21 protein-coding genes and 1 pseudogene are annotated in these 25,725 nt (G+C 62.4%); all 22 read right to left on the minus strand.

Annotation, left to right across the window (positions count from 1 at the left end; all coding sequences use genetic code 11):
* Positions 1-60 precede the first annotated feature (60 nt).
* The 22 genes and pseudogenes from ahpF to P9875_RS00455 all read right to left on the minus strand — a co-directional run bounded on the left by ahpF (position 61) and on the right by P9875_RS00455 (position 25,583).
* On the minus strand, positions 61-1,656 hold the full coding sequence (gene ahpF / locus P9875_RS00350) for an alkyl hydroperoxide reductase subunit F (RefSeq protein ID WP_278317304.1): 1,596 nt from the start codon (positions 1,654-1,656) through the stop codon (positions 61-63).
* 98 nt (positions 1,657-1,754) lie between these two features.
* A complete protein-coding gene (gene ahpC, locus P9875_RS00355) occupies positions 1,755-2,318 on the minus strand; it encodes an alkyl hydroperoxide reductase subunit C (RefSeq protein WP_034753905.1) in 564 nt (187 codons plus the stop codon).
* A 187-nt stretch (positions 2,319-2,505) separates the two neighbouring features.
* Positions 2,506-2,904, minus strand: a complete 399-nt coding sequence (locus P9875_RS00360; RefSeq protein WP_035823037.1) for a DUF3597 domain-containing protein — start codon at positions 2,902-2,904, stop codon at positions 2,506-2,508.
* 169 nt (positions 2,905-3,073) lie between these two features.
* Complete coding sequence (locus P9875_RS00365) at positions 3,074-5,875, minus strand: EAL domain-containing protein (protein ID WP_278317305.1); 2,802 nt, start codon at positions 5,873-5,875, stop codon at positions 3,074-3,076.
* A 134-nt stretch (positions 5,876-6,009) separates the two neighbouring features.
* Positions 6,010-6,402 carry a D-ribose pyranase gene (gene rbsD / locus P9875_RS00370; RefSeq protein WP_035823039.1) on the minus strand — a complete coding sequence of 131 codons (393 nt, stop codon included), beginning with the start codon at positions 6,400-6,402 and terminating at the stop codon, positions 6,010-6,012.
* 4 nt (positions 6,403-6,406) lie between these two features.
* The gene (rbsK, locus tag P9875_RS00375) at positions 6,407-7,315 is read right to left on the minus strand and encodes a ribokinase (RefSeq protein WP_099403754.1); all 909 of its coding nucleotides are present in this window, start codon (positions 7,313-7,315) and stop codon (positions 6,407-6,409) included.
* Positions 7,312-8,367, minus strand: a complete 1,056-nt coding sequence (locus P9875_RS00380; RefSeq protein WP_099403753.1) for a LacI family DNA-binding transcriptional regulator — start codon at positions 8,365-8,367, stop codon at positions 7,312-7,314. The genes rbsK and P9875_RS00380 overlap by 4 nt, the downstream gene beginning before the upstream one ends.
* 9 nt (positions 8,368-8,376) lie before the next feature.
* Positions 8,377-9,348, minus strand: a complete 972-nt coding sequence (locus P9875_RS00385; protein WP_035823046.1) for an ABC transporter permease — start codon at positions 9,346-9,348, stop codon at positions 8,377-8,379.
* Positions 9,349-9,366: 18 nt separating this feature from the next.
* Entirely contained in the window at positions 9,367-10,920 is a 1,554-nt protein-coding gene (locus P9875_RS00390; RefSeq protein ID WP_278317306.1) for a sugar ABC transporter ATP-binding protein, read from the minus strand.
* A gap of 79 nt (positions 10,921-10,999) precedes the next feature.
* Positions 11,000-11,959, minus strand: a complete 960-nt coding sequence (locus tag P9875_RS00395; protein ID WP_176388832.1) for a sugar ABC transporter substrate-binding protein — start codon at positions 11,957-11,959, stop codon at positions 11,000-11,002.
* Positions 11,960-12,166: 207 nt separating this feature from the next.
* The gene (locus P9875_RS00400) at positions 12,167-13,048 is read right to left on the minus strand and encodes an EamA family transporter (RefSeq protein ID WP_278317307.1); all 882 of its coding nucleotides are present in this window, start codon (positions 13,046-13,048) and stop codon (positions 12,167-12,169) included.
* Positions 13,049-13,207: 159 nt separating this feature from the next.
* On the minus strand, positions 13,208-14,308 hold the full coding sequence (locus P9875_RS00405) for a zinc ribbon domain-containing protein (protein WP_278317308.1): 1,101 nt from the start codon (positions 14,306-14,308) through the stop codon (positions 13,208-13,210).
* Positions 14,309-14,316: 8 nt separating this feature from the next.
* Positions 14,317-15,441: a zinc ribbon domain-containing protein gene (locus tag P9875_RS00410; RefSeq protein WP_225243862.1), complete on the minus strand. Its 1,125-nt coding sequence runs from the start codon at positions 15,439-15,441 to the stop codon at positions 14,317-14,319.
* Between the two features lie 65 nt (positions 15,442-15,506).
* On the minus strand, positions 15,507-16,232 hold the full coding sequence (locus tag P9875_RS00415; RefSeq protein WP_152598803.1) for a hypothetical protein: 726 nt from the start codon (positions 16,230-16,232) through the stop codon (positions 15,507-15,509).
* A gap of 47 nt (positions 16,233-16,279) precedes the next feature.
* Positions 16,280-16,828 carry a hypothetical protein gene (locus tag P9875_RS00420; protein ID WP_278317309.1) on the minus strand — a complete coding sequence of 183 codons (549 nt, stop codon included), beginning with the start codon at positions 16,826-16,828 and terminating at the stop codon, positions 16,280-16,282.
* A 363-nt stretch (positions 16,829-17,191) separates the two neighbouring features.
* A pseudogene (locus P9875_RS28715) lies at positions 17,192-17,299 on the minus strand (zinc-ribbon domain-containing protein); the annotation flags it as partial.
* A 281-nt stretch (positions 17,300-17,580) separates the two neighbouring features.
* On the minus strand, positions 17,581-19,842 hold the full coding sequence (locus P9875_RS00430; RefSeq protein ID WP_278318887.1) for a YgiQ family radical SAM protein: 2,262 nt from the start codon (positions 19,840-19,842) through the stop codon (positions 17,581-17,583).
* A gap of 237 nt (positions 19,843-20,079) precedes the next feature.
* A complete protein-coding gene (locus tag P9875_RS00435) occupies positions 20,080-20,358 on the minus strand; it encodes a DUF4404 family protein (RefSeq protein ID WP_035823070.1) in 279 nt (92 codons plus the stop codon).
* A gap of 11 nt (positions 20,359-20,369) precedes the next feature.
* Complete coding sequence (locus tag P9875_RS00440; protein WP_034753881.1) at positions 20,370-20,582, minus strand: VF530 family DNA-binding protein; 213 nt, start codon at positions 20,580-20,582, stop codon at positions 20,370-20,372.
* Between the two features lie 113 nt (positions 20,583-20,695).
* The gene (locus tag P9875_RS00445; RefSeq protein WP_278317311.1) at positions 20,696-22,849 is read right to left on the minus strand and encodes a M3 family metallopeptidase; all 2,154 of its coding nucleotides are present in this window, start codon (positions 22,847-22,849) and stop codon (positions 20,696-20,698) included.
* Positions 22,850-23,074: 225 nt separating this feature from the next.
* A complete protein-coding gene (locus tag P9875_RS00450; protein ID WP_278317312.1) occupies positions 23,075-25,210 on the minus strand; it encodes a M3 family metallopeptidase in 2,136 nt (711 codons plus the stop codon).
* Positions 25,211-25,364: 154 nt separating this feature from the next.
* On the minus strand, positions 25,365-25,583 hold the full coding sequence (locus P9875_RS00455) for a SlyX family protein (protein WP_034753936.1): 219 nt from the start codon (positions 25,581-25,583) through the stop codon (positions 25,365-25,367).
* Positions 25,584-25,725 lie beyond the last annotated feature (142 nt).

Below are 25,725 nucleotides of genomic sequence, written 5' to 3' on the forward strand. Positions count from 1 at the left end.
TACGTATAAAAAAACCGGAACCACCTCGCGGCCGTTCCGGTTTTTTTTCGGCGTAAAGATTTACGCCGTCAATGCTTCTTTCGCTGCCGACGTATCGACCACTTCCTCGTCATCCGAGCGGATCAGGTGGTCAAAGGCGGACAGGGCTGCCTTGGCACCTTCGCCCGTGGCGATGATGATCTGCTTGTACGGCACCGTGGTGACGTCGCCGGCCGCAAACACGCCGGGGATCGAGGTCTGGCCGCGGGCATCGACTTCGATTTCGCCGTGGCGCGACAGCGCTACCGTGCCTTTGAGCCATTCCGTGTTCGGCACCAGGCCGATTTGCACGAAGACGCCTTCCAGCTCGACCTTTTTCGATTCGCCGCTGACCCGGTCCGTGTAGGAGAGGCCATTGACGATCTTGCCGTCGCCGTGGATTTCGGTCGTTTGCGCCGACGTAATCACGGTCACGTTAGGCAAGCTGTGCAGCTTACGTTGCAGCACCGCATCGGCGCGCAGTTCCGCACCGAATTCGATCAGGGTCACGTGTTTCACGAGACCGGCCAGGTCGATCGCCGCTTCCACGCCCGAGTTGCCGCCGCCGATCACGGCCACGCGCTTGCCCTTGAACAAAGGGCCATCGCAGTGCGGGCAGTAGGCGACACCGTGGTTGCGGTATTCCTTCTCGCCCGGCACGTTGATTTCGCGCCAGCGGGCGCCGGTGGCCAGGATGACGGTCTTGGCTTTCAAGATGGCGCCATTTGCCGTTTCAATCTGCACCAACTTGCCCGGCGTCAATTTCGCGGCGCGCTGGGTGTTCATGATGTCGACTTCGTATTCCTTGACGTGCTGTTCCAGCGCCATGGCGAACTTCGGACCATCGGTTTCCTTGACCGAAATAAAGTTTTCGATGGCGAGGGTGTCGAGCACCTGGCCGCCGAAACGCTCGGCCAGCACGCCCGTCTTGATGCCTTTGCGGGCCGCGTAGATGGCCGCTGCCGCGCCGGCTGGGCCGCCGCCGACGATCAGCACGTCAAACACGTCTTTCTTGTTCAACGCTTCCGCTTGGCGTGCGCCGGCGTTGGTGTCGAGCTTGGCGAGGATTTCCTCGACATTCGTGCGTCCCTGGCCAAAGTGCTGGCCATTGAGGAACATCATCGGCACGGCCATGATTTGCCGCTCTTCCACTTCTTTCGGGAACACGCCGCCATCGATGGTGGTGACCTTGATGCGCGGATTGATGACCGACATGGCGTTCAGGGCCTGCACCACTTCCGGGCAGTTATGGCAAGAGAGCGAAATAAACGTTTCAAACTCGTAGTCGCCGTCGAGGTTGCGGATCTGCTCGATCACGGCCTCGTCGAACTTGATGGTGTGGCCGCCCACTTGCAGCAGCGCCAGCACCAGGGAGGTAAATTCGTGGCCCAGCGGCACACCGGCGAAACGCACGCCGATGTCGGAGCCGGTACGGTTGATGCTGAACGACGGGGCCCGTACGCCAGCGTCAAGGCGCTCGACCAGCGTGATCTTGTCGCTCAACAGGACTATCTCCTGGAGCAACTCCTTCATCTCGCGGGCTTTTGCGCTGTCATCGAGAGAAGCGACCAGCTCAAGCGGATACACCACTTTTTCCAGGTAGGATTTCAGTTGGGTTTTGAGGGTTGCGTCTAACATGATTTTTTCTTCCTTTACAAATATTTAGGCGAATGCCGGGCCGGACGCCCGGTCCGGCATCGCGGTAACTACTTGTTTGCTACGTCGTGCATCGAGACTTAGATCTTGCCGACCAGGTCCAGCGATGGGGTCAGGGTTGCTGCGCCTTCCGTCCATTTGGCTGGGCACACTTCGCCTGGGTGAGCGGCAACGTATTGAGCTGCCTTCACTTTGCGCAACAGTTCCGATGCGTCACGGCCGATACCGTTGTCATGCACTTCCAGCACTTTGATGAAGCCGTCTGGATTGATGACGAAGGTACCGCGCAGTGCCATGCCTTCTTCTTCGATCATGACTTCGAAATTGCGCGACAGGGTACCGGTTGGGTCGCCGATCAGTGCGTATTGCACTTTCTTGATCGCGTCCGAGGTGTCGTGCCATGCTTTGTGCGCGAAGTGCGAATCGGTCGAGATGCCGTAGACATCGACGCCCAGCTTCTGGAATTCAGCGTGGTGATCGGCCAGATCTTCCAGTTCGGTTGGGCAAACGAAGGTGAAGTCGGCTGGGTAGAAGACGAATACCGACCACTTGCCTTTCAGCGACGCTTCCGTCAAGTCGACGAATTTGCCATTGTGGTATGCGGTTGCCTTGAATGGTTTAACTTGGGTATTGATCAGCGACATTTCATTTCCTCTCGTGTGGTGAATCAGTAAGACTCTAGTGTAAGGGGTTTTAACCCATATGCAAAATTGATTGTCACAATAGTTTCAATTGGTTTTAGCTATCACGACATCATGGGAACTCCATGATAGGCAGTTCCCACGCGATTGGATAGCGGTGACAGTGGATACCCCTGCCGCCGCCAGGTGTTTAGTTCTTCAGTTCGTCCGGTACTTTGCCGCCGTTTTCCGCCAGCTTGATCATCACCTGGCGATGCAACCAGATATTCATGCTGGCCGAATCGTTGGTGTCACCCGTGAAATGCAGCTCTTGCGCCAGTTCCTTGCGCGACGCCAGGCTGCTGTCGAGTTGAAGCAGTTTCATCAGGTCGACGATGGACGTGCGCCAATTGAGTTTTTCCGCGTTCTTGCTGGCCAGGTCGACCAGCACCACTTCCACGTCCACCACGGGCGCGGCAGCCGCTGGCGCGGCAGGTGCGGCCGCCGGTGCTGCGGCAGCTGCGGTCGTGGCGGCGGCCGGCGTGGCGGCCGGTGCGGCGTCGGATGAATGGTGGAAGATTTTATTGTAGATATTGCTGAAAATGCCCATGAGGTCACCTCGAGTTGAGTGAATGGAAGAAATATTGCCTGCGCACCCCGTTAGCTACCGGTGACAGCAAAGCCGGGCGCAGGCGCCAGCCCGTCGAGTATAAGCCCGTTCAAGCCGGGAGCCCCGTCCCGCAGGCCTGGATGAAATCTGGTGGCGGGCGATGCCTGTTTCAAGGGTGCAAGGGCCGCTGCGCGTGCAGCAGCGCATCGAACGCTTCGATGGACAGCGGCGGCGCAAACAGCTCGCCTTGCGCAAAATCGCAGCCGATTTCCAGCAGCAGCGCGCGCTGTGCTTGCGTCTCCACCCCTTCGGCGATGACTTGCAAACCCAGTTTATGCGCCATGGTGACGATGGCTTCGCACAGCACCAGCTCGCTACTACCGTCCGCCAGCTTGCGTACCAGCATGCCATCGAGCTTCAGGTAATCGATGCCGCACTGCTGCAGCTGCGTCAGCGAGGCATGGCCGCTGCCAAAATCGTCCAAGGCGATCTGCAAGCCCGCTTCGCGCAGGTGCTGCAGGCGTGGCGCCATGCTATTGCCGTTGGGTAAAAGTACATCTTCGCGCATGTCCAGCACAATGGCCGAGGCCGGCACATCGAGCGCCATCAGCTGGCGCAGCCAGGTGCCGGGCGCCTCCACTTCGCGCTGCAATTCCAGCGGCGACTGGTTCAGGCACAGTTGCAGCCCCGGCAAGCCGATGGCCTGGCCTTGCGCGCGCCAGCGCAGCAGTTGCGCAGCCGCCGTGTGCAGCACCCAGTCGCCGATCTCCACGATCAGGCCGCTGCTTTCGGCCAGCGCCAGGAAATCCGGCGGGCATACCACGCCCCGCTGCGGATGCTGCCAGCGCAGCAGGGCTTCCGCCTTGGCAAGTTTACCGCTGTGCAGCTCGACGATGGGCTGGTAATACAGCTGCATCTGCTGCTCGCGCAAGGCCGTGCGCAAGTCCGCCCCCAGGCGCATGCGGTTGACGGCCGCCACCTGCATGGCGGGCGTAAAGTAGCTGTAGCGGTTGCGCCCCGCCCCTTTCGACACATACATGGCCTGGTCCGCCTGCTTGAGCAAGTCCTCGATATTGCCCGCGTCGTCCGGATACAGGGTGATGCCGATCGAGGCCGAGACGAACGCCTGCTCCTGCCCCAGCAGGAACGGCGCCAGCAAGCCGTCGAGTATCTGCCGCGCGATGCGGTCGACTTGCTGCAGATCATCAAGGTCGGACAGGATCACCGTGAATTCATCGCCGCCCAGGCGCGCCACCGTGTCCGTCTCGCGCACGCCCACGCGGATGCGCCGCGCCGCCTCGATCAGCAGGATATCGCCCTGGTGGTGGCCGAGCGTATCGTTGACTTCCTTGAAATGGTCGAGGTCGATGAACAGGATGGCCACGCGGCTCGCATCGCGCCGGCCCTGGGCCAAGGCCTGGCGCAAGCGTTCGTGGAACATGCGCCGGTTCGGCAATTGCGTCAGGGTATCGAAATTGGCTTGCTGCCAGATCAGCGCTTCCGTTTGCCGCTTGTCCGTCACGTCTTCCAGCATGCACAGGTGGTGCGGTTCGCCATGGCGCGCCGTGGCGATGGCCGTCACCGACGCGTCGACCCACACCACGCCGCCATCGGGCCGCACGATGCGCTTGGCGTGGCGAAAGCCGTGCAAGCTGCGCGCCAGCAACTGCGCCACCTGCTCCAGTTCGCCAGCCACATCATCGGGATGGCTGATCTCCATCCAGCTCGTTTGTTTCATGTGTTCCAGGCTGCGCCCGCTGATGGCCAGGTAGCGTGGATTGATGTCGAGAAACTGTCCGCTCACGGTATCGATCAGGGCGATGCCCATGGGCGCTTCCTCGAACATGGTGCGAAAGCGCAATTCCCCCTGGCGGATGGTTTCCTCGGTACGGCGGCGCTCGCGGGCCAGGTTGTTGAAGTGAAAGGCGGCCGATACGGCCAGCAGGCTGCCCGCCAGGCCCAGCGACAGATACAGCCAGCCCAGGTCGGCGCCCGGCACGGGGCGGTACAGAAAACCCTTGTAGGCGCGGCTGTCCGTGGCATGGCGCGGCAGCACCCCCATGCTGGCATAGGTGTCGGCGATGTGCTGCCAGCGCTGGGGATTCATGTAGCCGAGCTCCACCAGCACGGGCTGCAGCAGCAATTCCATCTGCTGCGCCTCGTACAGCAGGTGCGCACGGTCGTGGCGCTGGCTGTATTTGGCGTGGATCAGTTGCGCCATTTCCTCGCGGTGCGCCATCGCGTATTGCCAGCCGCGCAGGCTGGCCGCGCGGAACGCTTTCACGCGCTCGGGATGGCGGCGCAGTTCCTGCTCGCTGGTAAACAGGTTGTCGCCGTAGAAATCGATGCCGGCCGTGCGCGGCGTAAATTGGTAGTAGGGAAAGCCCGCCCGGTCCAGGTAGTCCGGTTCATTGGTGGAGTACGCGGCAATCGCATCGACCTTGCCATTGATAAAATCCTCGATCCGGTAGCTGGGCGGCAAGTGGCGCATCTGCTGCGGCGCGACGCCCATTTTCGCCAGGAACAGCGACACTTCATCGGAGGCAAGGGCCACGTCGCTGGCCGCACCGATCATCACGGGCGCCCCCACCAGTTTGCGCACGTCGGGCGCGCCGCCCTGCTGGCGCATCAGCAGCACGCTGGGCGAATGCTGGAACACGACGGCCAGCACCACCACGGGCTTGCCCGCCAGGCGGCTGAGCAACAAGGTGCTGTTGCCCACGCCATACTCGGCCCGCCCCGCCAGCACGGCTGCCTCGGCGAGTTGTCCGCCACCGCCTTCGACCAGTTTGACCTCCAGCCCCGCCTCGCGGTAATAGCCTTGCTCGATGGCTGCGTAATAGCCGGCGAACTGGAACTGGTGCGTGAAATTGAGGTGCAGGGAGACGGGTTCCAGCGCCCGCGCGGGCGTGACCAGGCACAGCAGCAGGAAGAAACAGCAGCGGAAAGCGTCGGGGGCTTTCATCGGCATGGCGCAACACCACAGGAAGCTGCCAAGCTGGCAGGGGTAAGGCTATTGTAGCCGCCCCTTTTGCCAATGGATAACTATTTCAGTGAGGACAATAGCGATGATGTTTTTGGCAAACAATGTCGCCATTGTTTGCGCTAGAACACGACGCCGGCCACCAGAATGATGTTGGCATACGGACTGCACTCGCCCGTGCGCACGATGGCGCGCGCGCCCTTGCTCAATTGCTTGAACTCCTCGTGCGTCACCTGGCGCGCATCGGGCAAGGCCAGGGCCGCCACCTGCGCCGCCATGGCCGGATTATGCTGCGGCAACTCGCTGGCGAGCAAATGGTATTCCACCTGCATTTCGCTCAATACCGTGTTGACGGTATCGATGAAGCCGGGGATGCCGCGCGTCAGGGCCAGGTCGATCAGGGGCACGCCCGGCTGCGAGGGCAAGCCCGCGTCGCCGATGACGAGCATGTCGCCATGGCCCAGCGACGCGATTAGTTGCGACAGTGCGATATTAAGCAGCGGTGATTTTTTCATGGGTTCAGAACAGCTCGTGCAAGTGGGGAATCGAGGTTTGCGCGCCGGGCTTGGTGACGCTCCAGGCGGCCGCGCGCTGACCTTGGCCGATCGCTTCCGCCTCGTCCATGCCGGATGCCAGGCCCGCCACAAAGCCGCCAATGAAGGTGTCGCCGGCGGCCGTCGTGTCGACGGCTTGCACCACCTCGGCCGGGAAGGTGTAATCGCCGCCATACAGGGCCGCGTGCACGCCCTTGGAACCCAAGGTGATGATGACGTTGTCGCTGCCCAGCTTTTGCAGCGCGGCGGCCAGCGCCTTGGCGTCCGCGCCTTCCGGGCTGACGCCGGCCAGCATGGCCGCTTCGATTTCATTCGGAATCAGGTAGTCGACCAGTTCCAGCACGCCTGCCGGCAAGCCGGCCGCCGGAGCGGGATTGAGCACCACGGTCTTGCCCAGCGAACGGGCCAGTTTGATCGCATGCACGACGGTGGCCATCGGCGTTTCCAGCTGCAGCACGACGATGTCGGCCTGTTCGATCAGCTCTTTTGCCGCGTCAATGTGCGCGGGGCTGAGCAGATCGTTGGCGCCGCCGGCGATGACGATGCTGTTCTGGCCATTGTCATCGACCAGGATGGAAGCGATGCCCGAGGCCACGCCCGGCAAGGTGGTGATGTGGCTGTCGATGATGCCGTCGCCCACCAGCGCCGCGCGCAAGGTCGCGCCAAACGCATCGTCGCCCACGCAGCCGACCATGGCCACTTGCTGGGCGCCCGCCACCTTGCCGCTCAAGCGCGCGCAAGCCACGGCCTGGTTGGCGCCCTTGCCGCCAGGAATCGTACGGAAAGCGCCGCCCGTCAGGGTTTCGCCGGGGAGGGGCATGCGCGGCACGCGCAAGACCAGGTCCATATTGATGCTGCCGATAACCACGATCATGATGTCATTCCCATCAGTTCAGTTGCAGGTAAAGAAGTAGGTACAGAAGCAGGCACTGCGGCGACACTGGAGCCGCGCACGTGCAGCTCGGGTGCGATGCTGCGCTGCTGGCGCGGCAAGGCGGGGTCGGCGATGCGCGCCAGCAGGCAGGCGGCCGTGATGTGGCCCAGCTCGCGCGTATTTTGCGCCACGCTGGTCAAGGCCGGATGCACGAAGCTGGCCAGGTCGATATCGTCGAAGCCGACAACGGCCAGTTCACCGGGCACGGCAATGCCGCGCTCGGCGGCGGCGCGCAGGGCGCCAAAGGCCATCAAGTCATTGCAGCAGAACAAGGCGTCCGGGCGCTGGCCTGGCGGCAGCGCCAGCAAGTCCAGCGCGGCCGCATAGCCGCCCGCGCTCGTAAAATCGCTATGCACGCACAGGGTATCGGCCAGGGCCAGACCCGCCTCCGCCATGGCGCTGCGCACGCCAGCGATGCGGTCATTGGAAATGCTCACTTCGCGCGGGCCGGCGATGCAGGCGAGGCGCCGGCGTCCCAGCCCCAGCAGATGGCGCGCGGCCAGCGCACCACCGGCGCGGTTGTCGACGGCCACGGCATCGATGGACAGGTCGCTGGGCGCGCGGTCGAGCAGTACGGCCGGTACCTTCATCTTGCGCAGCAATTCGCCATCGCTGTCGGCCAGCGCGGACAAAATCAGGCCGTCGCAGCGCTTGGTCAAGAGCACATTTAAATAGTCGCGCTGCTTGACGGGGTCGTCATCGGAATTGCACAAAATGACGCTGTAACCGGCCGCGTAGCAACTGTCTTCGATGCCGCGCGCCACTTCCGAAAAATACGGATTCGTATTATTCGGAATGATCAGGCCAATGGTGCCCGTGCTGCGGCTGCGCAAGGAACGCGCCAGCGCGCTGGGCACGTAATGCAGTGCCTCCGCCGCCGCCAGCACGGCGCGGCGCGCCTCGTCGCTGACGGGGCGGGTATTGTTGAGGACGTGCGACACGGTGGTAAACGACACCCCCGCCGCCTGCGCCACTTGTTTGATGGTTGCCATGGGCCAGTATTATGAACGTTCACCGCGGCGGCGGTAGGTATCGAGCACCACGGCCGCGACGATCACCAGGCCCGTGACGATGCGTTTCACGGGTTCGGACACGCCCACTTGCGCCAGGCCCGCTTCCAGCACGGAAATGATCAATACGCCAATAAACGTGCTGATGACGGAACCGCGTCCGCCCATCAGGCTCGTGCCGCCGATCACGACGGCGGCGATCACTTGCAATTCCATGCCCACGCCGCCGTTCGGGTCGGCCGCTTCCAAGCGCGAGACCTGGAACAGCGCGCCCACGCCGGCGAGAAAACCCATCAAGGCAAACACCAGCACTTTCGATGGTTTTGTATTGATGCCGGACAAACGCACGGCTTCTTCATTCGTGCCGATGCCGATCCAGTGGCGTCCCAGCACCGTGCGCGTGAGCACCAGGTGGCCGATGACGACGATGGCGATCGAGGCGATGAAGGCGGGCGACAGGCCGAAGGCGATCGGCGAGCTGATGCCGTCAACGGCGCTGCCGATGTATTCCGTGCGCGAGTTCGTCACCTGATACGCCATGCCGCGCGCCATTTCCAGCACGCCCAGGGAGACGATGAACGAGGGAATGCGCCAGCCGACGGAAATGAGGCCCGTCGTGGCACCGCACAGGGCGGCAACGAACATGCCCAGCAGGGCCGCGCTCCACACGGGCCAGCCCCAGTGCACGACGGCCAGCGACAGCACGGACGCGGCCAGCGCCATCACGGAACCGACCGATAAATCGATGCCGCCGATGATCAGGACAAAGGTCATGCCAACGGCCATCACGACGAGGGTCGGGATGTTGTTCGACAGGGTGCTGAGGGTGGCGAGCGTGAAAAAGTTTTCGCTGGCAAACGAGAACAGCACGCACATGGCGACCAGGGCGCCGATCAGGCCCGCATAGTTTTTCAGGTCGGCCAGGCTGCGCTGCAGATACGATGGGGAAGAGGTAGTGGTCATGGGAATCTTTCCGGCGGATCAGGCCGCAGCTGGAGTGGAAGTGGGGGTCAAATAGCCGGAGAAGGCGGCCGACAGCAGCGCGTCCTGGCTCCAGGCGCCGCGCTCGAAGGTGTCGACGATGCTGCCCGCGCTCATGACGGCGATGCGGTCGCAGATCAGCATCAGTTCGCGCAAGTCGCTCGATACGATGACGAGGCCCTTGCCCTGGCGCGCCTGTTCGGCCAGCACCTGATAAATATCAAACTTGGCGCCGATATCGATGCCGCGCGTAGGCTCGTCAAACAGCATCACGGGGCAGTCGCGGTACAGCCAGCGGGCGATCACCACTTTTTGCTGGTTACCGCCGGACAATTCAGCCACCGTTTGCGCGCTGTTGCGCGAACGGATGCCCAGGCGTTGAATATAATCGTCGGCCACCGACGCTTCGGACGCGTCGTTGAGCCAGCCCGCGCCACTGACCGTGTCGAGCGCAGCCAGGGTCGTGTTGACGGCGATGGACTGGCGCAACAACAAGCCTTGTCCCTTGCGGTCTTCCGTGATCATGGCGATGCCGGCCTTTACCGCTGCCTGCGGCGAGGTCAGAGCGGCCGGCGTTTCGCTGTCGCCAAGGAACACGTCACCGGCATCGGCACGGTCGGCGCCGAAGATCAGGCGCAGCAATTCCGTGCGGCCAGAGCCGATCAGGCCGGCGATGCCGAGGATTTCGCCGGCGCGCAAGTCAAACGAAGTCGAGTTGACGACCTTGCCGCGCGCCAATCCCCGCACGCGCAGCAATGGCGCGCCGATGGTGCGACCGCTCAGGTCCACCGCGTCGTCGGCCGAACGGCCCACCATCAGGCTGACCAGGTCGGCGGCGGAATGGCCCGCGATATCGTCATCGCAGACGAGCTGGCCATCGCGCAGCACGGCGATGCGGTCGGCCACGCGCTTGAGTTCTTCCAGGCGGTGGGAAATATAGATGATGCACACGCCTTCGGCTTTCAGGCGCTCGATTTGCAGGAACAGCAATTCCACTTCGCGGTGCGTCAGCATGGCCGTCGGCTCATCTAACACCAACAGGCGGCAGGCGCCGATCAAATTGCGCGCGATCTCGATCATTTGCTGGTGGCCGATGCCCAGTTCGCCCACGAGGGTCCACGGGTCGAGACCGCCCAGGCCCACTTTTTCCATCTGTTCGCGCGCATCGCGTTCGAGGCGCGTACGGTCGATGAAGCCGAAGCGCTGCGGCAGGTTTTTCAGGTACAGGTTTTCCGCGATCGACAGGGTGGGAATCAAATTGAGTTCCTGCATCACCATGCGGATACCCAGCGCCTCGGCGGCGCCGCGCGAGGCGGGCTGGTAGGGCTTGCCGTCGAGCAGCATCGTGCCCGTGGTGGCTTGCTCCAGGCCGCAGATGATCTTCGACAAGGTACTCTTGCCCGCGCCGTTCTCGCCCGTCAGCGCCAGCACCTGGCCAGGGGCGAAGCGCAGGCCCACGCCGCCCAGCACGGGGCCGACATAGGATTTGCCGATGTTATCCAGGGTCAATAGAGGGGTGGCGGCTGATGGCGCCGGGGGGATGTCGATGGGCATGATAAAACTCCGCGGGAAAAGACGGCGGGGCCGGCGCCAGCAAGGTTGCGATGGCGCTGGCCCCGGCGGGATCAAACGATCAGGACTTGGCGCCCTTGGCGACCAGTTCGACCTTGGTTTCGATGACGCCACCCAGATCGGCCTGTTTCTTCTTCTGCGCCAGCGCTTTCAGCACGGTCTCGATGCCGAACACGGCTTGCTGCGAACCGAACTGGTCGGCGGTAGCCAGCACGCGGCCATCGGCCAGCATCGGCTTGATGGCGTTGATGTTGTCGTAGCCGACGACGAGCACTTTGCCCGTCTTGCCGGCCGCCTTGATGGCGGAAATGGCGCCGATGGCCATGTTGTCGTTACCGCACAGCAAAGCCTTGATGTTCGGATTGGCGTTCAGCATGGCGGCCGCGACCGTGTTGGCAGGAGCGATTTCCCACTGGCCCGACTGCACGCTGACGACCTTGGCGCCGGCCGCGTTCATGGCGTCCTGGAAGCCCAGGGTGCGCTGCTGCGCGTTGTAGGTGGTCGAGACGCCTTCGATGATGCCGACAGGATCGCCCTTCTTGATCTGCTTGGCCAGGAAGTCGCCGACGACCTTGGCGCCCTTGCGGTTGTCCGGGCCGACGAACGGTACGGAAATACCCTTCTCTTTCAGGGCGCCTTCGTCGAGCTTGTTGTCGATATTGACGACGATGATGCCCGCGTCGATGGCTTTCTTCAGTACCGGCACCAGCGCTTTCGAGTCAGCCGGGGCGATCACCAGCGCGTTGACGCGCGAGACGATCATTTGCTCGACCAGCTTGATCTGGCTCGACGTATCCGTTTCATCCTTGATGCCGTTCGACAGCAAGTCGTACTTGGCGGCATTGGCCTTCTGATGCGCCTTGGCGCCATTTTCCATGGTCAGGAAAAATTCATTGGCGAGCGACTTCATCACCAATGCGACCTTCGGTTTGGCAGGTGTCTGCGCCATCGCCGGCACGGCGGGCAAGGCACACACGAGGACAGCGGCGGCAATCATTTTCAGGCGAATACGGGATGTCATGAGCGTCTCCAGAGTTGTTGGTCAAGCACGTGTACTGCATGCTTTTTAGGAAATTCGTTGCGCGCAAACGTTTGCGCGAAGCGAATAGTGCCTCAATGCCCTATTACAGTGCAAGCAAAACTGTATGTGCGGTGCAGCAAAAAGGCAGCGTCCAGAGGGAAACATCCAGGCTGATGCGATCAGCCTGGCGAGGGGAAATGCGTGGATTCAGGACTTTGTTGCGGGACGGGCGCTGGCCCATTGCACGGCCAGCACGCTGGCCAGCACCAGCAGCAAGCCCAGCATCGACCAGCCCGTCATGGCCTGGCCCAGCAAGGCCCAGCCCAGCACGACGGCCATCAGGGGACTGAGCAGTCCCAACGAAGAGACGGCCACGGGCGACAGCCTGGCGATGCCGCGGAACCACAAGGCGTACGCCAGCAGGGCGCCGGCCAGGCACAGGTAGGCGTAGGCCAGCACTTGCTGCAGGGATAATGCAGGCAAGGGCGCGTCAGCCAGCCAGGCGACGGGCGCCAGCATCAGGCCGCCGAGCAGCAATTGCCAGCCCGTCAGCGCCAGCACGGGCAAGTCCGGCTTCCAGCGCCGCGTCAGATAGGTGCCGGCCGCCATGCAGGCCGTGCCACCCAGCGCGGCGGCGATGCCGACCGGTTCCCACACGGTGCGCGGCGACAGCAACAAAACACCCATGCCAGCCACGCCCAGCACGCTGGCCCCCAAGGCCAGGCGGGCCGGACGGCGCCCTTCCACGCCCCAGGCCAAGCCCATCACCAGCAGCGGCTGGATGGCGCCCACCACGGCCGCCAGGCCGCCCGGCAAGCGGTAGGCGGCGACGAACAGCAGCGCCTGGAATACGCCGATATTCAACGCGGACAGGATCAGCACGCGCATCCAGTCACGCCGCGCGGGCAGGCGCCGCATGACCAGCAGCAACAGCAAGCCGGCCGGCAGCACGCGGATCAGGGCCGCCGTGAAGGGCCGGTCGGGCGGCAGCAGTTCGGACGTGACGATATACGTGGAACCCCAGATCAGGGGCGCCAGCGCCGTGAGCAGAATATCGCCCCAGGCGGGGCGGACGGAAGAAGAAGCCATACAACTATCTCGACACTAAGATAAAAACTCAGTGTGGACGCGAACTATCTTGATGTCAAGATAAATGGGCGTGCGCGCCGCTGCCTGCGGACGTAAAAAAGCCCGGCATGGCCGGGCTCGGGGAGCAGATCAGGCGGCAAGCTGCACCGCCTGACAGATTTAATCGCGCACGCGCCGCAGGGTCGTTACCCGCACGCCGCCCATGCTGATCTGCGCCGTGCTGCCATCGTCGCTGACGATAATATCCATGGCCGCTTCGCCCGCGCCTTCCGGCGCGATCGTCACGGTATTGCCCTTGGTGGTGAAGGTGGCCTTGGTCGAGGTGCCGTTATTGATCACGCTGTCACTGGTAAATTCCAGGACGTTGCCCATCGCCGCCTGCCATTTCCCCACCGCCGGGTGGCCGCCAAAGCTGAACACGCTTTTCAGCTTGTCCAGCATGCCCGCACCCTGCGCGGCTGGCGCTTTGCCTATCACACCGGTCATGGCCGCCTGGCTCATCTGTGTTTCGTCGATGACTTGCCATTGCTTGTCGACCAGCGCCATCGGCAGTCGCACTTGCAGGTCACCGTCCGGCAAGCGCTGCAGGATCAGTGCGCGATCCGCAGACTTGGCGAACCACGCCGCCTCATCGGTCAGCGTCAGGGTGGCCTTGGCCATCGCCACTTGCTGTGCGCCCAGGTCGCGCACCTGATCGTAGCCGCTGACCTTGGCCACTTTCACGCCCTTGGCCACGCACAGCTTGTCGCCGCGCAAGGCCGCCTTGCCCGGCGCGGCCAGCGCGTAGACAAATTGCGATTGCGCAACCCAGCCTCCGCTGCCTTGTTCGACGGGGGCGTTGTACAACCCGCTGCGCACGAGGATATCCAGCCATTGCCGAGTGGAACTGTCGTACGACGCCACGCGGATCTCTTCCTTCTGGTACGGCAAGTTGGTGAGGCACAGCAGCTTGTCGCGCACCGCCTCGTCAGCGGCCAGGTGGGCATCGATGGCGCGGCTGAAACTGCTGGCCGAGGCCGCCTCTGGCTTCAGCAGCCACGCCAGGGCGCCGCCAGCCACGACGACCACCGCCAGCACGCTGCCGGCGATCACCACGTGGCGCCGCTTCACGCCGGACAGCGCCGGCGTCGCGGCTGGTGCGGATGCCGGTACAGGAGCGGACGCGGGCGCCGGTGCGGCGTTGACGGCCTTGCCGCATTCATCGCAGAAGCGCGCGCCGGGGGCATGGGCGGTGCCGCATTTGGTGCAGAAGTGAGCCATGGTGTGCCTTACTTGAGTTTATGCGCGCATTCACCGCAGAACACGTCATCGGACGCGACCGGCGCCTTGCAGCTCGGGCATTGCAGGCTGTCGGCCGGCGCAGCGGCCGAAGCAGCGGGAGCGGCTGGCGTGGCCGGTGCCGCAGCTTGCTCGGCCAGGGCGCGCGCACGGTCACGCGCTTCCTCGGCTTTTTTCTTGACCGTGGCCAGGCCGTCGTTCAGGCTCGCTTCCGAGGCGCTGAAATCGACATTGCGCGTGGCGTTCAGGTAAATGATGCACACGCCCTTGGTGAAGATCAGGCCAGGTACCACGGCCGCGGCCGCCAGCAGCAAGCCGCCGCCCAGGCCCGCTGCGATGATGTAGCCGGAACCGCCATTCAAACCCGAAGCCAGGGTGTACATATTCATCTGGCCGCCCAGGCCCAGGATGCCTGCGGACATGCCGCTGGTCAGCGATACGCCGGTACCGACCACGCCAAAGATCAGCAGCGCCACAAACGTCGTGATCAGGAACAGCAGCACTTCCAGCAGAATCACGGACACCAGCTTGGTGCGCACGATCAGGTTCAGGCGGGCAATGATCTGGAATATGGTGGCGCCCGACCAGGCGGCAGGGCCGGCCAGCGGCAGCATCACGTAGAACAGCGCAAACACCAGCACGCCCAGCACGATGGCCGACAGCGGGAAGACGACCGTGTACAGCACGGGGCCGAGCACGGGAATCTTGCAGACAAACAAGATGATGGCGATGGTGATCATGGCCGCCAGCACGATTAAAAATTCAAGGAAGACGACCGCGATCAGGCGGTGGCTCGTGTACAGCGAAACGAGCATGGCATCAACCAGGCTCATGCCAGGCTGGCCTTGCGCATCGCGCATCAGCATGATGCCGACGGCGTTGGAGCCGTAAAACATCACGAGGAAAGCCATCAGGCCACCGACAAAGACCAGCAGCGGACTGCTCATGCCGCCGGCAAGCATCGTCAGCACGCCACCGACGAGCACGGCGCTGATGAAGGTCAGGGCCAGCAGCGCAATCGCGCGAAAGTTCCTGATGGCGTCGGTCGCTTCGATCAGCGAGCCCACGGCGGAGGAAAAGGGAAGAGGTTGATGTGTTTGTGTGGAAATGGTCATGTCTGGCCTGGAAGGGGTGAATCGGGAGGGGACGGCCTGCCTGGCCGTCCCATGGTCATGCTGTGTCAGTAGGCGAGCGCCAGTTGCAACTCGTTCGCGGGCGCCTGGCGCTGGACGATCTGCAGCTTGACGTCCTGGCCGCCGACGCGCTTGCTATTCAGGTACAGCGCCGTGCGTACCGGGTAAATGCCCTGCGGCACGCCTTCAGGCATGGGAATCGAGAAGCCGCCCTTGTAGGCGCCGCTGCCGTTATTGCTGCTGACCACCTTGCGCACGGTTTTGATCAGGTCGCCATTTGGCTTGTACAGGCTCAATTCCTCTTCCACCAGCGGGTTCGGATCGCGCGTGCCGGCCGCCACTTCGATGTACGAATTGGTCTGCGCCTTCTGGCCCGGACGCACGGAGGACGGCGTAAAGCCCGTCTCGTATTTCACCAGGGTCGACTGCTCGGGCAGCTTGCCCTTGTTGGCCACCTTGTAGTCCGTCTGCACCTGCTGCGCCGTCTTGACTTGCTGGCTTTGATAATTCAGGGCCACGCAGGCGAGCGCGCCCAGGCTGGCGCCCAGGGCCGCGCCGCGCACGGTGTTGTTGCCGCCACCCAGCAAGCCGCCCACGACGGCGCCGATGCCGGCCAGCATGGCCGTATTGCATTCGCCACTGGCCGCTTCCGTGCCTGCGGTGGTGGTATTGCCTGTGGCGCCAGGGCCGCCCGGCGCGGCGCAGCCGGCCAGCATCGACGACACGACCAGCATCGCCACCAGGGGCTTGGCCATTTGTTTCAAGTTTTTCACGTTATTCTCCGAAAGAATCAAAATAGGAATGGGCGGAAAGCTGCGGCTTACTCGATCTGAATTTGCGACAGCGCCTTGTCCTGCGCTTCCTTCGCCTTGCGCTTGATGTCCTGCGCAGGGCGGTTGCCCTTGTCCATGCGCAACACGGCATTCGCATTGGCAATGGCACAGTCGTATTTGCGCTGGCTCATGCAGTGGCTCGCTTCCGACAGGCTGTCCGTGATCACGCTTTCCAGGCCCGTCGTCTGTTTGACAGGCGCCGGTGGCGGGGTCACCTTGACGGGCTTGGCCGGTTTTTCCACGACAGGGGCTGGGGCCGCTGCTGGAGCCGGCTCGGGTGCCGGAGCAGGCGCTGCCGCTGGCTCAGGCTCAGGCTCGGCAGCAGGTGTCGCGGCAAGGTCGCCCGCCGAGCCGCCATCGAGCGCAGCGTCATCGATGGCCAGCGGCTGCTCGGCGGCCGGCGCAGGGTCTTCCTGCACTGCCAAGGTTGGCTCCGGTTCAGGCACGGCGACAGGCGGCTTGCCTGACAAGAAATAGTAAGCGCCCGCACCGCCCAGCAGCACCACCGCTGCGACGGCCGCGGCGATCAGTTTCATGCGCTTGCCAGCCGGTGGGCTGTCAGCCGGCGTGTCGGGAACGCTGTCTGTCACTGCTGCGGGAGCGGCTTCTGGTTCCCGTGCAGGGGTGGGCGCAGGGACAGGATCGGCACGGCGCTTTTCCAGCACGGGCGGTGGCGCAGGTGGCGCGACCGGTTCCGCCACCGGTACCGGGGCAGGCTCAGGCAAGGACACGGGTTCAATGACAGGTTCAATGACGGGCGCAATCTCCGGCGCGATGACCGGCTCTGGCAATGGCGGCGGCACCGCTGCCGCCACCGGCGCCACGGCAAAGCTGAACGCGCACTTGGGGCAGAACCGGGCGTCCGGCTTGCAGTCATGGCCGCACTGGCCACAGGATTTTCCCGGCACCGGCGCGGCAACGGTCGTGGCAACGGCAAACGTCGTGCCGCAGGAAGAACAGAATTTGGCGCCCGGCTTATTCTCGGCCTGGCAGGAAAGGCATTTCAATTGGCATCTCTTTTCATCTAAACGCTGGGAGCCGCGTACGCTGGCGATTGCCAGAATGGCAGTATTGTTGGCGTACGGCTAAATGTTCAACGAGTATATTTTCAAATACCAAGTTGCCACAAGGGAAAATTGCCTTTTGCTCTATTCAATTTTTAAATATTAGTAAAAATCCTGCCAGCATGGCGTGCTGCGCCCCAAGTTGGTGCGCAGATGGCAAAAAACCCGGCAACGCTGTAGGCGTTGCCGGGTTCTCAGTCGATGCCGGGGACAGTGACGCTGGCTTACTTGCGTCCGCCCCGTGCCGGTGCGGCATGCGCGCCCTTGGCTGGCGGCTTGCCGCCACGGCCCATCGGCACGGCGGCCGGCTTGGCCTTCGTTTTGATGGTCGACAGGATCGATGGACGCACTTTCGATTCGACGGCTGTCGCCTTCGGCGCGGCGGCCGTGCCGCCCAGGGCGATGCGGTTCTTGCCCGGCGTGACCTTGAACTTGTCCGGCGTGCCGGCGCCATGCGTCTGGCGGCTGCGTTCGCCTGCGGCCAGGCCGCCCGATTCGGACGAGGTCCAGGCGGGTATCAAGTGCTTGTCGCCATTGCCGATCAAGTCGCCACGGCCCATGTTGACCAGCGCTTCGCGCAGGATCGGCCAGTTGGCCGGATCTTGGTAGCGCAGGAAGGCTTTATGCGTGCGGCGGATCTTGCCGCTGCGCGCCGTTTCCACCACTTCCGAATCCGCCGTGACCTTGCGCAAGGGATTCTTGCGCGTGTGATACATGGTCGTCGCCATGGCCATCGGCGTGGGCATGAAAGTTTGCACCTGGTCCAGCTTGAAATTGTTTTTCTTCAACCACAGGGCCAGGTTCAGCATGTCCACATCCGTCGTGCCCGGATGGGCGGCGATGAAATACGGGATCAGATACTGCTTCTTGCCCGCTTCCAGCGAGAAACGGTCGAACATTTCCTTGAACTCGTCATACGCGCCGATGCCGGGCTTCATCATCTTCGACAAAGTCCCCTCTTCCGTGTGCTCGGGCGCAATTTTCAAGAGGCCGCCGACGTGGTGCGTCACCAGTTCCTTGACGTATTCGGGCGAACGTACGGCCAGGTCGTAGCGCAGACCTGAGCTGATCAGCACTTTCTTGATGCCGGGAATGGCGCGCGCCTTGCGGTACAACGAGATGAGCTTGCTGTGGTCCGTGCCCAGGTTCACGCAGATGGACGGGTACACGCAGGACAGGCGGCGGCACGACACTTCGATCTCTTTTTCCTTGCAGGCGAGGCGGTACATATTCGCCGTCGGGCCACCCATATCGGAAATGGTGCCCGTAAAACCTTTGGTTTTATCGCGGATATGCTCGATCTCGCGCAAGATCGACGGTTCCGAGCGGCTCTGGATGATGCGGCCTTCGTGTTCCGTGATCGAGCAGAAAGTGCAGCCGCCGAAGCAGCCGCGCATGATGTTGACGGAAAAGCGGATCATTTCCCAGGCGGGAATATGCGCCTTGCCATAGCTCGGGTGCGGCGCGCGCGCGTAATTCATGTCGTACACGCCATCCATCTCGTCCATGGCCAGCGGCAGCGGCGGCGGATTCAGCCACACGTCGCGTTCGCCGTGCGCCTGCACCATGGCGCGCGCATTGCCGGGATTCGATTCCAGGTGGAACACGCGCGAGGCGTGCGCATACATGACGGGGTCATCCTTGACGACGTCGTAGGCGGGCAGGCGCACGACCGTCTTGTCGTGCTTTTCCTTGGCCATGGCCAGACGCTCTTCGCGGCTCATGATGCGGATCGGCTTGATGACTTCGGCCGATTTCGACGCATTTTCCGTGGCGCAGGCGGTCTTGTCTTCCTGCACCATCTCGTACGGGCTGTAGTGCGGATCGACCTTGCCGGGCACGTCGACGCGGGTGGAATTGTGCACGCCCCAGTCGTCGCCAGGCAACCAGCCGGACGGCACCATGAAGGCCGTGCCGCGCAAGTCGCGGATATCCTTGATGTGTTCGCCGGCGGCCAGGCGATGCGTCAGGTCGACCAGCGCCCGCTCGGCATTGCCGAAGATCAGCAAATCGGCCTTGGAATCGGGCAAGACGGAACGGCGGACCTTGTCCGACCAGTAATCGTAATGGGCGATGCGGCGCAACGATGCTTCGATGCTGCCGATGACGATGGGCACGTCGGGATATGCTTCGCGCGCGCGCTGGGCGTACACGGTGACGGCGCGGTCCGGGCGTTTATTCGGTTCCGCGTTCGCCGTGTAAGCGTCGTCGGAGCGGATCTTGCGGTCGGCCGTGTACTGGTTGACCATGGAATCCATGTTGCCGGCGGTAATGCCGTAGTACAGGCGCGGCTTGCCGAGGATGCGGAACGCGTCGGCCGACAGCCAGTCCGGCTGGCTGATGATGCCGACGCGGTAACCTTGCGCTTCGAGCAGGCGACCAACGAGGGCCATGCCGAAACTCGGATGGTCGATGTAGGCGTCGCCCGTGACGAGGATGACGTCGCACTGATCCCAGCCCAGCGCGTCCATCTCGGCACGCGACATCGGCAGGAAAGGCGCCACGGCAGCGCGGGCAGACCGCTTGGGAACGGTCGCAAATAAATTGGTAGGGGAGCTCATAGGGTACGGATTGTACCGGAATTGGCCATTTCCAACCTGACGGCCTGCTTTTTACTGTTGGATTTCAGTACAAAAAACGTTTATTTTTCAATCACTTGAGGAAAAAATGCCCTTGGGGTCAGACCCTTCCGGGGTCTGACCCCAGCTTTTCCCTGGGTTACATCAGATCCCCATATTAGCTAAAATCTCACCCAATTCCCGCAACGCCGGCTCCAGTTTCGGATGCTTGACGGCAAACTTGGCCGACAATTCCTGGCTGCGCTCGGCCAGGCCATAGGTGATCGACTCTTCTTCCTGCTCCTGCGCGGCGCGCTTTTCCAGCAGTTGCTGAATATCGCCATTGAGCTTTTGCAGCAAACCATGCGTTTCTTCATCCACAGGATCGCCAGATGCGATGGTCGATTGCAGCTGTTGCAACGATTCCTTGAGTTTGCTATCCATGTTTTTTCCTGTCAGTCGGTAAATTGCGTGTCCAGGAACAATTGTTCCACCTTGCTTCTGGCCCACGGGGTCTTGCGCAAAAACTTCAGGCTCGACTTGATGCTGGGATCGCTGATGAAGCAATTGATATCGATGTGCTTGGCCAGGCCATCCCAGCCGTAATGGGCTTGCAGGCGCGTCACGATACCTTCCAGGGTAATGCCATTCAAATCTTGCTGACTCATAAACTCTTTCTTTCGACTGCCTTCTTGTTTACATCTTACTCAATTCTACGCCGCCGACACAGAAAGCTTGCGTGCGCCAGGTCAACGCAACGCAAGCTTCTGATGAGAACGTCTTACTTGGCGTTCAAGCCGCGGCGTTCCAGCAATGGTTCCACGGTGGCATCGCGGCCGCGGAAGTCGCGGAACAGTTGCAGCGCATCGACGCTGCCGCCGCGCGACAGCAGTTTATTACGGAACCAGTCGCCATTCTTGCGCGTCAGGCCGCCGTTTTCCTTGAACCAGTTGACCGATTCCGCGTCCAGCTTTTCCGACCACAGGTAAGCGTAGTACGCCGCCGAATAGCCGCCCGAGAAGCTGTGCGAGAAATAACTGGTGCGGTAGCGCGGCGGCACGGGCGCGTAATCGACGCCCGCGTCTTTCAACGAGGCCGCTTCAAAGGCCAGCACGTCCGTCGGGATCTGGCTCGGCGCCAACTGGTGCCAGCGCTGGTCCAGCAGGGCCGCCGACAGGTATTCCGTCGTCATGAACCCCTGGTTGAATTTCTTCGCCGCCGTCACCTTGTCGAGCAATTCCTGCGGCATGGCCGCGCCGCTCTGGTAGTGCTTGGCGTAGTTTTGCAGCACTTCCGGCCAGACGGCCCACATTTCATTGACTTGCGATGGATACTCGACGAAGTCGCTCGGCACGCTGGTGCCGGCAAAGCGCGGATATTTCACGTTCGAGAACATGCCGTGCAGCGCATGGCCGAATTCGTGGAACATGGTCGTCACTTCATCGAACGTCAATAGCGTCGGCTGGCCGACGGGCGGCTTTGGAATATTCAACTGGTTGGCCACCACCGGATGCGTGCCCATCAAAGACGATTGCGACACGTATTCATTCATCCACGCGCCGCCATGCTTGTTGCCGCGCGCATAGAAGTCGGCGATGAACAGGGCCAGCGGCTTGCCGTTGGCGTCCGTCACGTCGTAGACGCGCACGTCCGGGTTGTACACCGGCAAGTCCTTACGCTCCTTGAAGCTGATGCCATACAGTTTATTCGCGGCAAAGAACACGCCGTTGTTCAGCACGCTGTTCAATTCCAGATACGGTTTCAGTTCGTTTTCATCGAAATTGAAACGTTGCTTGCGCAGCTTGTCCGTGTAGATGGCCCAGTCGGCCGCTGCCACCTGGAAACCGCCTTTTTCCGCATCGACCACTTGCTGCAGGTCGGCCGCTTCGCGGCGCGCGTTGGCGACGGCTGGTTTCGCCAGTTCCGACAGCAAGGTGTTGACGGCCGTCGTGGTCTTGGCCGTCTGGTCTTCCAGGGAATACGCGGCGTAGTTGGCGTAACCGAGCAGGGTGGCCCGTTCGGCGCGCAGTTTGGCCAGTTTCAGCACGATGGCGCGGTTGTCGAACTCGCCGCCCTGGCTGCCGCGGTTCAGTGACGCATCCATCAGGCGCTGGCGCGTCTTGCGATCCGTCAATACGGCCAATGGCGGCTGGCCGCTGGTGTTCACCAGGGCGATGACGAACTTGCCCGTCAAGCCGCGTTCCTTGGCGGCGGCGGCGGCCGTGTCGATATCGCTGTCCGTCATGCCGGCCAACTCAAGACGCGTGTCGACGACGATGCTCTTGGCATTCGTTTCCTTCAGCACGTTTTGCGCGAAGGCCGTTTCCAGGCCCGCCTGCTCGGCGTTGTAGGCTTTCAATTTTTCCTTGTCCGCATCGGACAGCTTGGCGCCGGCGCGCACGAAGTCCGTGTGGTAGCGCTCCAGCAGGCGCAGGGATTCGGCATCGAGGCCCAGCTTGTCGCGCTTGGCGTACAGGGTGTCGATGCGGATAAACAGTTTTGGATTGAGGGTAATCGCATCGCCATGCGCGGCCAGTTTCGGCGACACGTCCACTTCCACCGCCTCCAGCACGGCATTGGTATTGGTCGAGGTCATGTTGCTGAAGATGCTATTCACGCGGTGCAGCAACTGCCCCGTGCGCTCAAGGGCCACGATGGTGTTCTCGAACGTGGGCGCCTGGCGGTTGCTGGCAATCGCGTTGACTTCGGCCAACTGGCGTTTCATGCCTTCGGCAAACGCGGGCGCATAGTGTTCATCCTTGATCAGGCCGAACTGCGGCATCTGGAATGGCAGCGGGCTCACTTTGAGCAGGGGGTTCTGGGCGCTGACGGCAGCGGCAGGCGCGGATTTTGCGGTGGCGGCAGCCATGGCGGATGGGGCGGCGTGGGCCAGCATGACGCTGGCGGCGATGACGAGCAGTTGTGGACGGATCATGACATCTTTCAGGAAGCGCGGGAAGAACCGCGATCGCGTCGCGGGCCAGTGGCAGATCATAGCAGTCTGTCACACAGGCGTCATCCAACATGGGTGATCCTGTGGTGCATCACGCCAACTGCGCGGTTTACCACGGTCTACAATCAACATCGCCAAATAAAAAAGGCTGCCAATCGCTTGGCAGCCTTTTTCATGCACCCGGCTTTGACGCCGGAATCAGACGATTTACTTGCCGTTCAGGCCACGGCGTTGCAGCAGCGGCTCGATCTTCGCATCGCGGCCGCGGAAGTTGCGGTAGATGTCGAGCGCATCGGCGCTGCCGCCGCGCGACAGCAGTTTAGTGCGGAACCAGTCGCCGTTCTTGCGCGTCAGGCCGCCGTTTTCCTTGAACCACTCGACCGTGTCCGCGTCGAGCTTTTCCGACCACAGATAGGCGTAGTAGCCGGCCGAGTAACCGCCCGCGAACGCGTGCGAGAAGTACGTGGTGCGGTAGCGCGGTGGCGCCGGGGCGAAATCGACGCCGGCATCCGTCAAGGCGGCTTTTTCAAACGCCAGCACGTCGGTCGGGATCTGCGCCGGGGTCAGCTGGTGCCAGCGCTGGTCCAGCAGAGCCGACGCCAGGTATTCCGTGGTTTTATAGCCCTGGTTGAAATTGTCAGCCGCCGTCACTTTCGCCAGCAGTTCGGCCGGGATGGCTGCGCCCGTTTGATAGTGCTTGGCGTAGTTTTGCAGCACTTCCGGCCACAGCGCCCACATTTCATTGACTTGCGACGGGTATTCGACGAAGTCGCGCGGCACGCTGGTGCCGGCGAAGCGTGGATATTTCACGTTCGAAAACATGCCGTGCAGCGCATGGCCAAATTCGTGGAACATGGTGTTGACTTCGTCAAACGTCATCAGGGTCGGCTGGCCCGCTTCCGGCTTTGGAATGTTGAGGTTATTCGCAATCACCGGCTTGCGGTTCAGCAAGGTCGACTGGCCCACGTAGGCATTCGCCCAGGCGCCGCCGCGCTTGTTGCTGCGCGCGTAAGGGTCAAGCGTAAAGATGGCCAGTTGGGTGCCGTCTTCATTGAAAACGTCGTACACCAGCATGTCGGACGTGTAGACGGGCAAGTCGGTGCGCTGCTTGAACGTGAGACCGTACAACTTGCCGGCAGCAAAGAACACGCCCTTGGTCAATACGCTGTGCATTTCAAAGTACGGTTTGAGTTGCGTCTCGTCGAAGTTGTAGCGTTCGGCGCGCACTTTGTCGCTATAGAAGGCCCAGTCGGCGGGGCCCACCTTGAAGCCGCCTTTGCCCGCATCGATGACCTTCTGGATATCGTCCGCTTCACGGCGCGCATTGACGACGGCCGGCTTCGCCAATTCGCCCAGCAGGGCGTTCACGGCGGTGGTGTCGTGCGCCGTCTGGTCTTCCAGCGAATAGGCCGCGTAGTTCGGGTAGCCCATCAGCGCGGCGCGTTCGGCGCGCAGTTTCGCCAGCTCCAGCACTTCCTGGGTATTGTCGAACTCGCCGCCACGGCTGCCGCGCGCTTGCGAAGCGGCCATGATGCGTTCGCGCACGGCGCGGTTGGTCAGCAGCGACAGCGGCGCCTGGCCCGTCGTGTTGACGAGGGCGATCACATATTTGCCATCGAGGCCGCGCTTCTTGGCCAGGCCGGCGGCCACTTCGATGGCGGCAGGCGACAGGCCATCCAGTTCTTCGCGCGTGTCGACAACGACGGCCGACGCGTTCAATTCCTTCAGCACGTTCTGTGCGAACTTGGTCGACAGGGCGGCCAGCTGGCCGTTGTAGGCGCGCAGCTTTTCCTTGTCCGCTGCCGACAGCTTGGCGCCGGCGCGCACGAAGTCCGTGTGGTAACGTTCCAGCAGACGTTTCGATTCGGCATCGAGGCCCAGCTTGTCGCGCTTGGCATACAGGCTGTCGATGCGCTTGAAGAGTTTGTCGTTGAGCATGATCGCGTCGCTGTGGGCCGCCATTTTCGGCGCCAGTTCGCGTTCCAGGCCCTGGATCGTCTCATTCGTATTCGAGCCGGACATCACGGAAAACACGGTGCGCACGCGGCTCAGCAGCTGGCCCGAGCGTTCCATGGCGACGATGGTGTTGTCGAAGGTCGCTGGCTGCTTGTTGTTCGCAATCGCATTGATTTCCGCCAGGTTGGCGGCCATGCCTGCCGTAAAGGCGGGCGCGTAGTCCGCGTCCTGCACCTTGTCGAACGGTGGATAGTTAAAAGGCAGGCTGCTGGCCTGCGCAAACGGGTTCGAAGCAGGCAGCGCTGCGGCCGCGGTGGCGGCAAAAGCGGCGGCGGCTGGCGCCAGCATCAGGCTGGCGGCGATGACGAGCATTGTTGGACGGGTCATGTCTACTTTCAAGGAACGCAAGAGAGCCGCGATTGTGTCGCGGGCCAGCCTGAAATAATAACAGCCTGACATACTTGCGTCACCCGCAACGACTGACCTTAGCGGGTGACCGGGTAATGAATGGTTTTCATGCGTCCGACACCCCAATGCCGATTCAATAATGCGGCGGACGTTCGTTGACCAGTCCGCCATTCGCCTGCTGCGCCCCGTCGCGCACGTGTTCGCCCAGCTTGTGCAGCATCGCTTCGAGCTGGTCGATGCGCTTGCCCTGCTGGTACACCATCTGGTTCAGCGATTCGACCAGGTCTTCCTGCTGCGCCAGCTTGATTTCGATATCGACGAAACGTACTTCCATCTGTTCTGCATTGTCCATGGTGCTCACGGTGACTCCTGACTGAAAGCGGCATTCTACCGCCGTCACGGCGTGAGCCAGCACAAACCTCATCCATTCCCCATCGGCCAGGCGGCGATTTCTGCCTATTCTTCCCTTATGGCTGAATCAAACCGCTTGACGA

It is taken from the genome of Janthinobacterium rivuli, assembly GCF_029690045.1.
Lineage (GTDB): Bacteria > Pseudomonadota > Gammaproteobacteria > Burkholderiales > Burkholderiaceae_D > Janthinobacterium > Janthinobacterium rivuli.

What these genes read in the sequence shown, in the direction of transcription:
- ahpF (WP_278317304.1), bottom strand. Translation starts at nt 1,656, where the DNA reads ATGTTAGACGCAACCCTCAAAACCCAACTGAAATCCTACCTGGAAAAA.
- ahpC (WP_034753905.1), bottom strand. Translation starts at nt 2,318, where the DNA reads ATGTCGCTGATCAATACCCAAGTTAAACCATTCAAGGCAACCGCATAC.
- P9875_RS00360 (WP_035823037.1), bottom strand. Translation starts at nt 2,904, where the DNA reads ATGGGCATTTTCAGCAATATCTACAATAAAATCTTCCACCATTCATCC.
- P9875_RS00365 (WP_278317305.1), bottom strand. Translation starts at nt 5,875, where the DNA reads ATGCCGATGAAAGCCCCCGACGCTTTCCGCTGCTGTTTCTTCCTGCTG.
- rbsD (WP_035823039.1), bottom strand. Translation starts at nt 6,402, where the DNA reads ATGAAAAAATCACCGCTGCTTAATATCGCACTGTCGCAACTAATCGCG.
- rbsK (WP_099403754.1), bottom strand. Translation starts at nt 7,315, where the DNA reads ATGATCGTGGTTATCGGCAGCATCAATATGGACCTGGTCTTGCGCGTG.
- P9875_RS00380 (WP_099403753.1), bottom strand. Translation starts at nt 8,367, where the DNA reads ATGGCAACCATCAAACAAGTGGCGCAGGCGGCGGGGGTGTCGTTTACC.
- P9875_RS00385 (WP_035823046.1), bottom strand. Translation starts at nt 9,348, where the DNA reads ATGACCACTACCTCTTCCCCATCGTATCTGCAGCGCAGCCTGGCCGAC.
- P9875_RS00390 (WP_278317306.1), bottom strand. Translation starts at nt 10,920, where the DNA reads ATGCCCATCGACATCCCCCCGGCGCCATCAGCCGCCACCCCTCTATTG.
- P9875_RS00395 (WP_176388832.1), bottom strand. Translation starts at nt 11,959, where the DNA reads ATGACATCCCGTATTCGCCTGAAAATGATTGCCGCCGCTGTCCTCGTG.
- P9875_RS00400 (WP_278317307.1), bottom strand. Translation starts at nt 13,048, where the DNA reads ATGGCTTCTTCTTCCGTCCGCCCCGCCTGGGGCGATATTCTGCTCACG.
- P9875_RS00405 (WP_278317308.1), bottom strand. Translation starts at nt 14,308, where the DNA reads ATGGCTCACTTCTGCACCAAATGCGGCACCGCCCATGCCCCCGGCGCG.
- P9875_RS00410 (WP_225243862.1), bottom strand. Translation starts at nt 15,441, where the DNA reads ATGACCATTTCCACACAAACACATCAACCTCTTCCCTTTTCCTCCGCC.
- P9875_RS00420 (WP_278317309.1), bottom strand. Translation starts at nt 16,828, where the DNA reads ATGAAACTGATCGCCGCGGCCGTCGCAGCGGTGGTGCTGCTGGGCGGT.
- P9875_RS00430 (WP_278318887.1), bottom strand. Translation starts at nt 19,842, where the DNA reads ATGTCGCGTGCCGAGATGGACGCGCTGGGCTGGGATCAGTGCGACGTC.
- P9875_RS00435 (WP_035823070.1), bottom strand. Translation starts at nt 20,358, where the DNA reads ATGGATAGCAAACTCAAGGAATCGTTGCAACAGCTGCAATCGACCATC.
- P9875_RS00440 (WP_034753881.1), bottom strand. Translation starts at nt 20,582, where the DNA reads ATGAGTCAGCAAGATTTGAATGGCATTACCCTGGAAGGTATCGTGACG.
- P9875_RS00445 (WP_278317311.1), bottom strand. Translation starts at nt 22,849, where the DNA reads ATGATCCGTCCACAACTGCTCGTCATCGCCGCCAGCGTCATGCTGGCC.
- P9875_RS00450 (WP_278317312.1), bottom strand. Translation starts at nt 25,210, where the DNA reads ATGACCCGTCCAACAATGCTCGTCATCGCCGCCAGCCTGATGCTGGCG.
- P9875_RS00455 (WP_034753936.1), bottom strand. Translation starts at nt 25,583, where the DNA reads ATGGACAATGCAGAACAGATGGAAGTACGTTTCGTCGATATCGAAATC.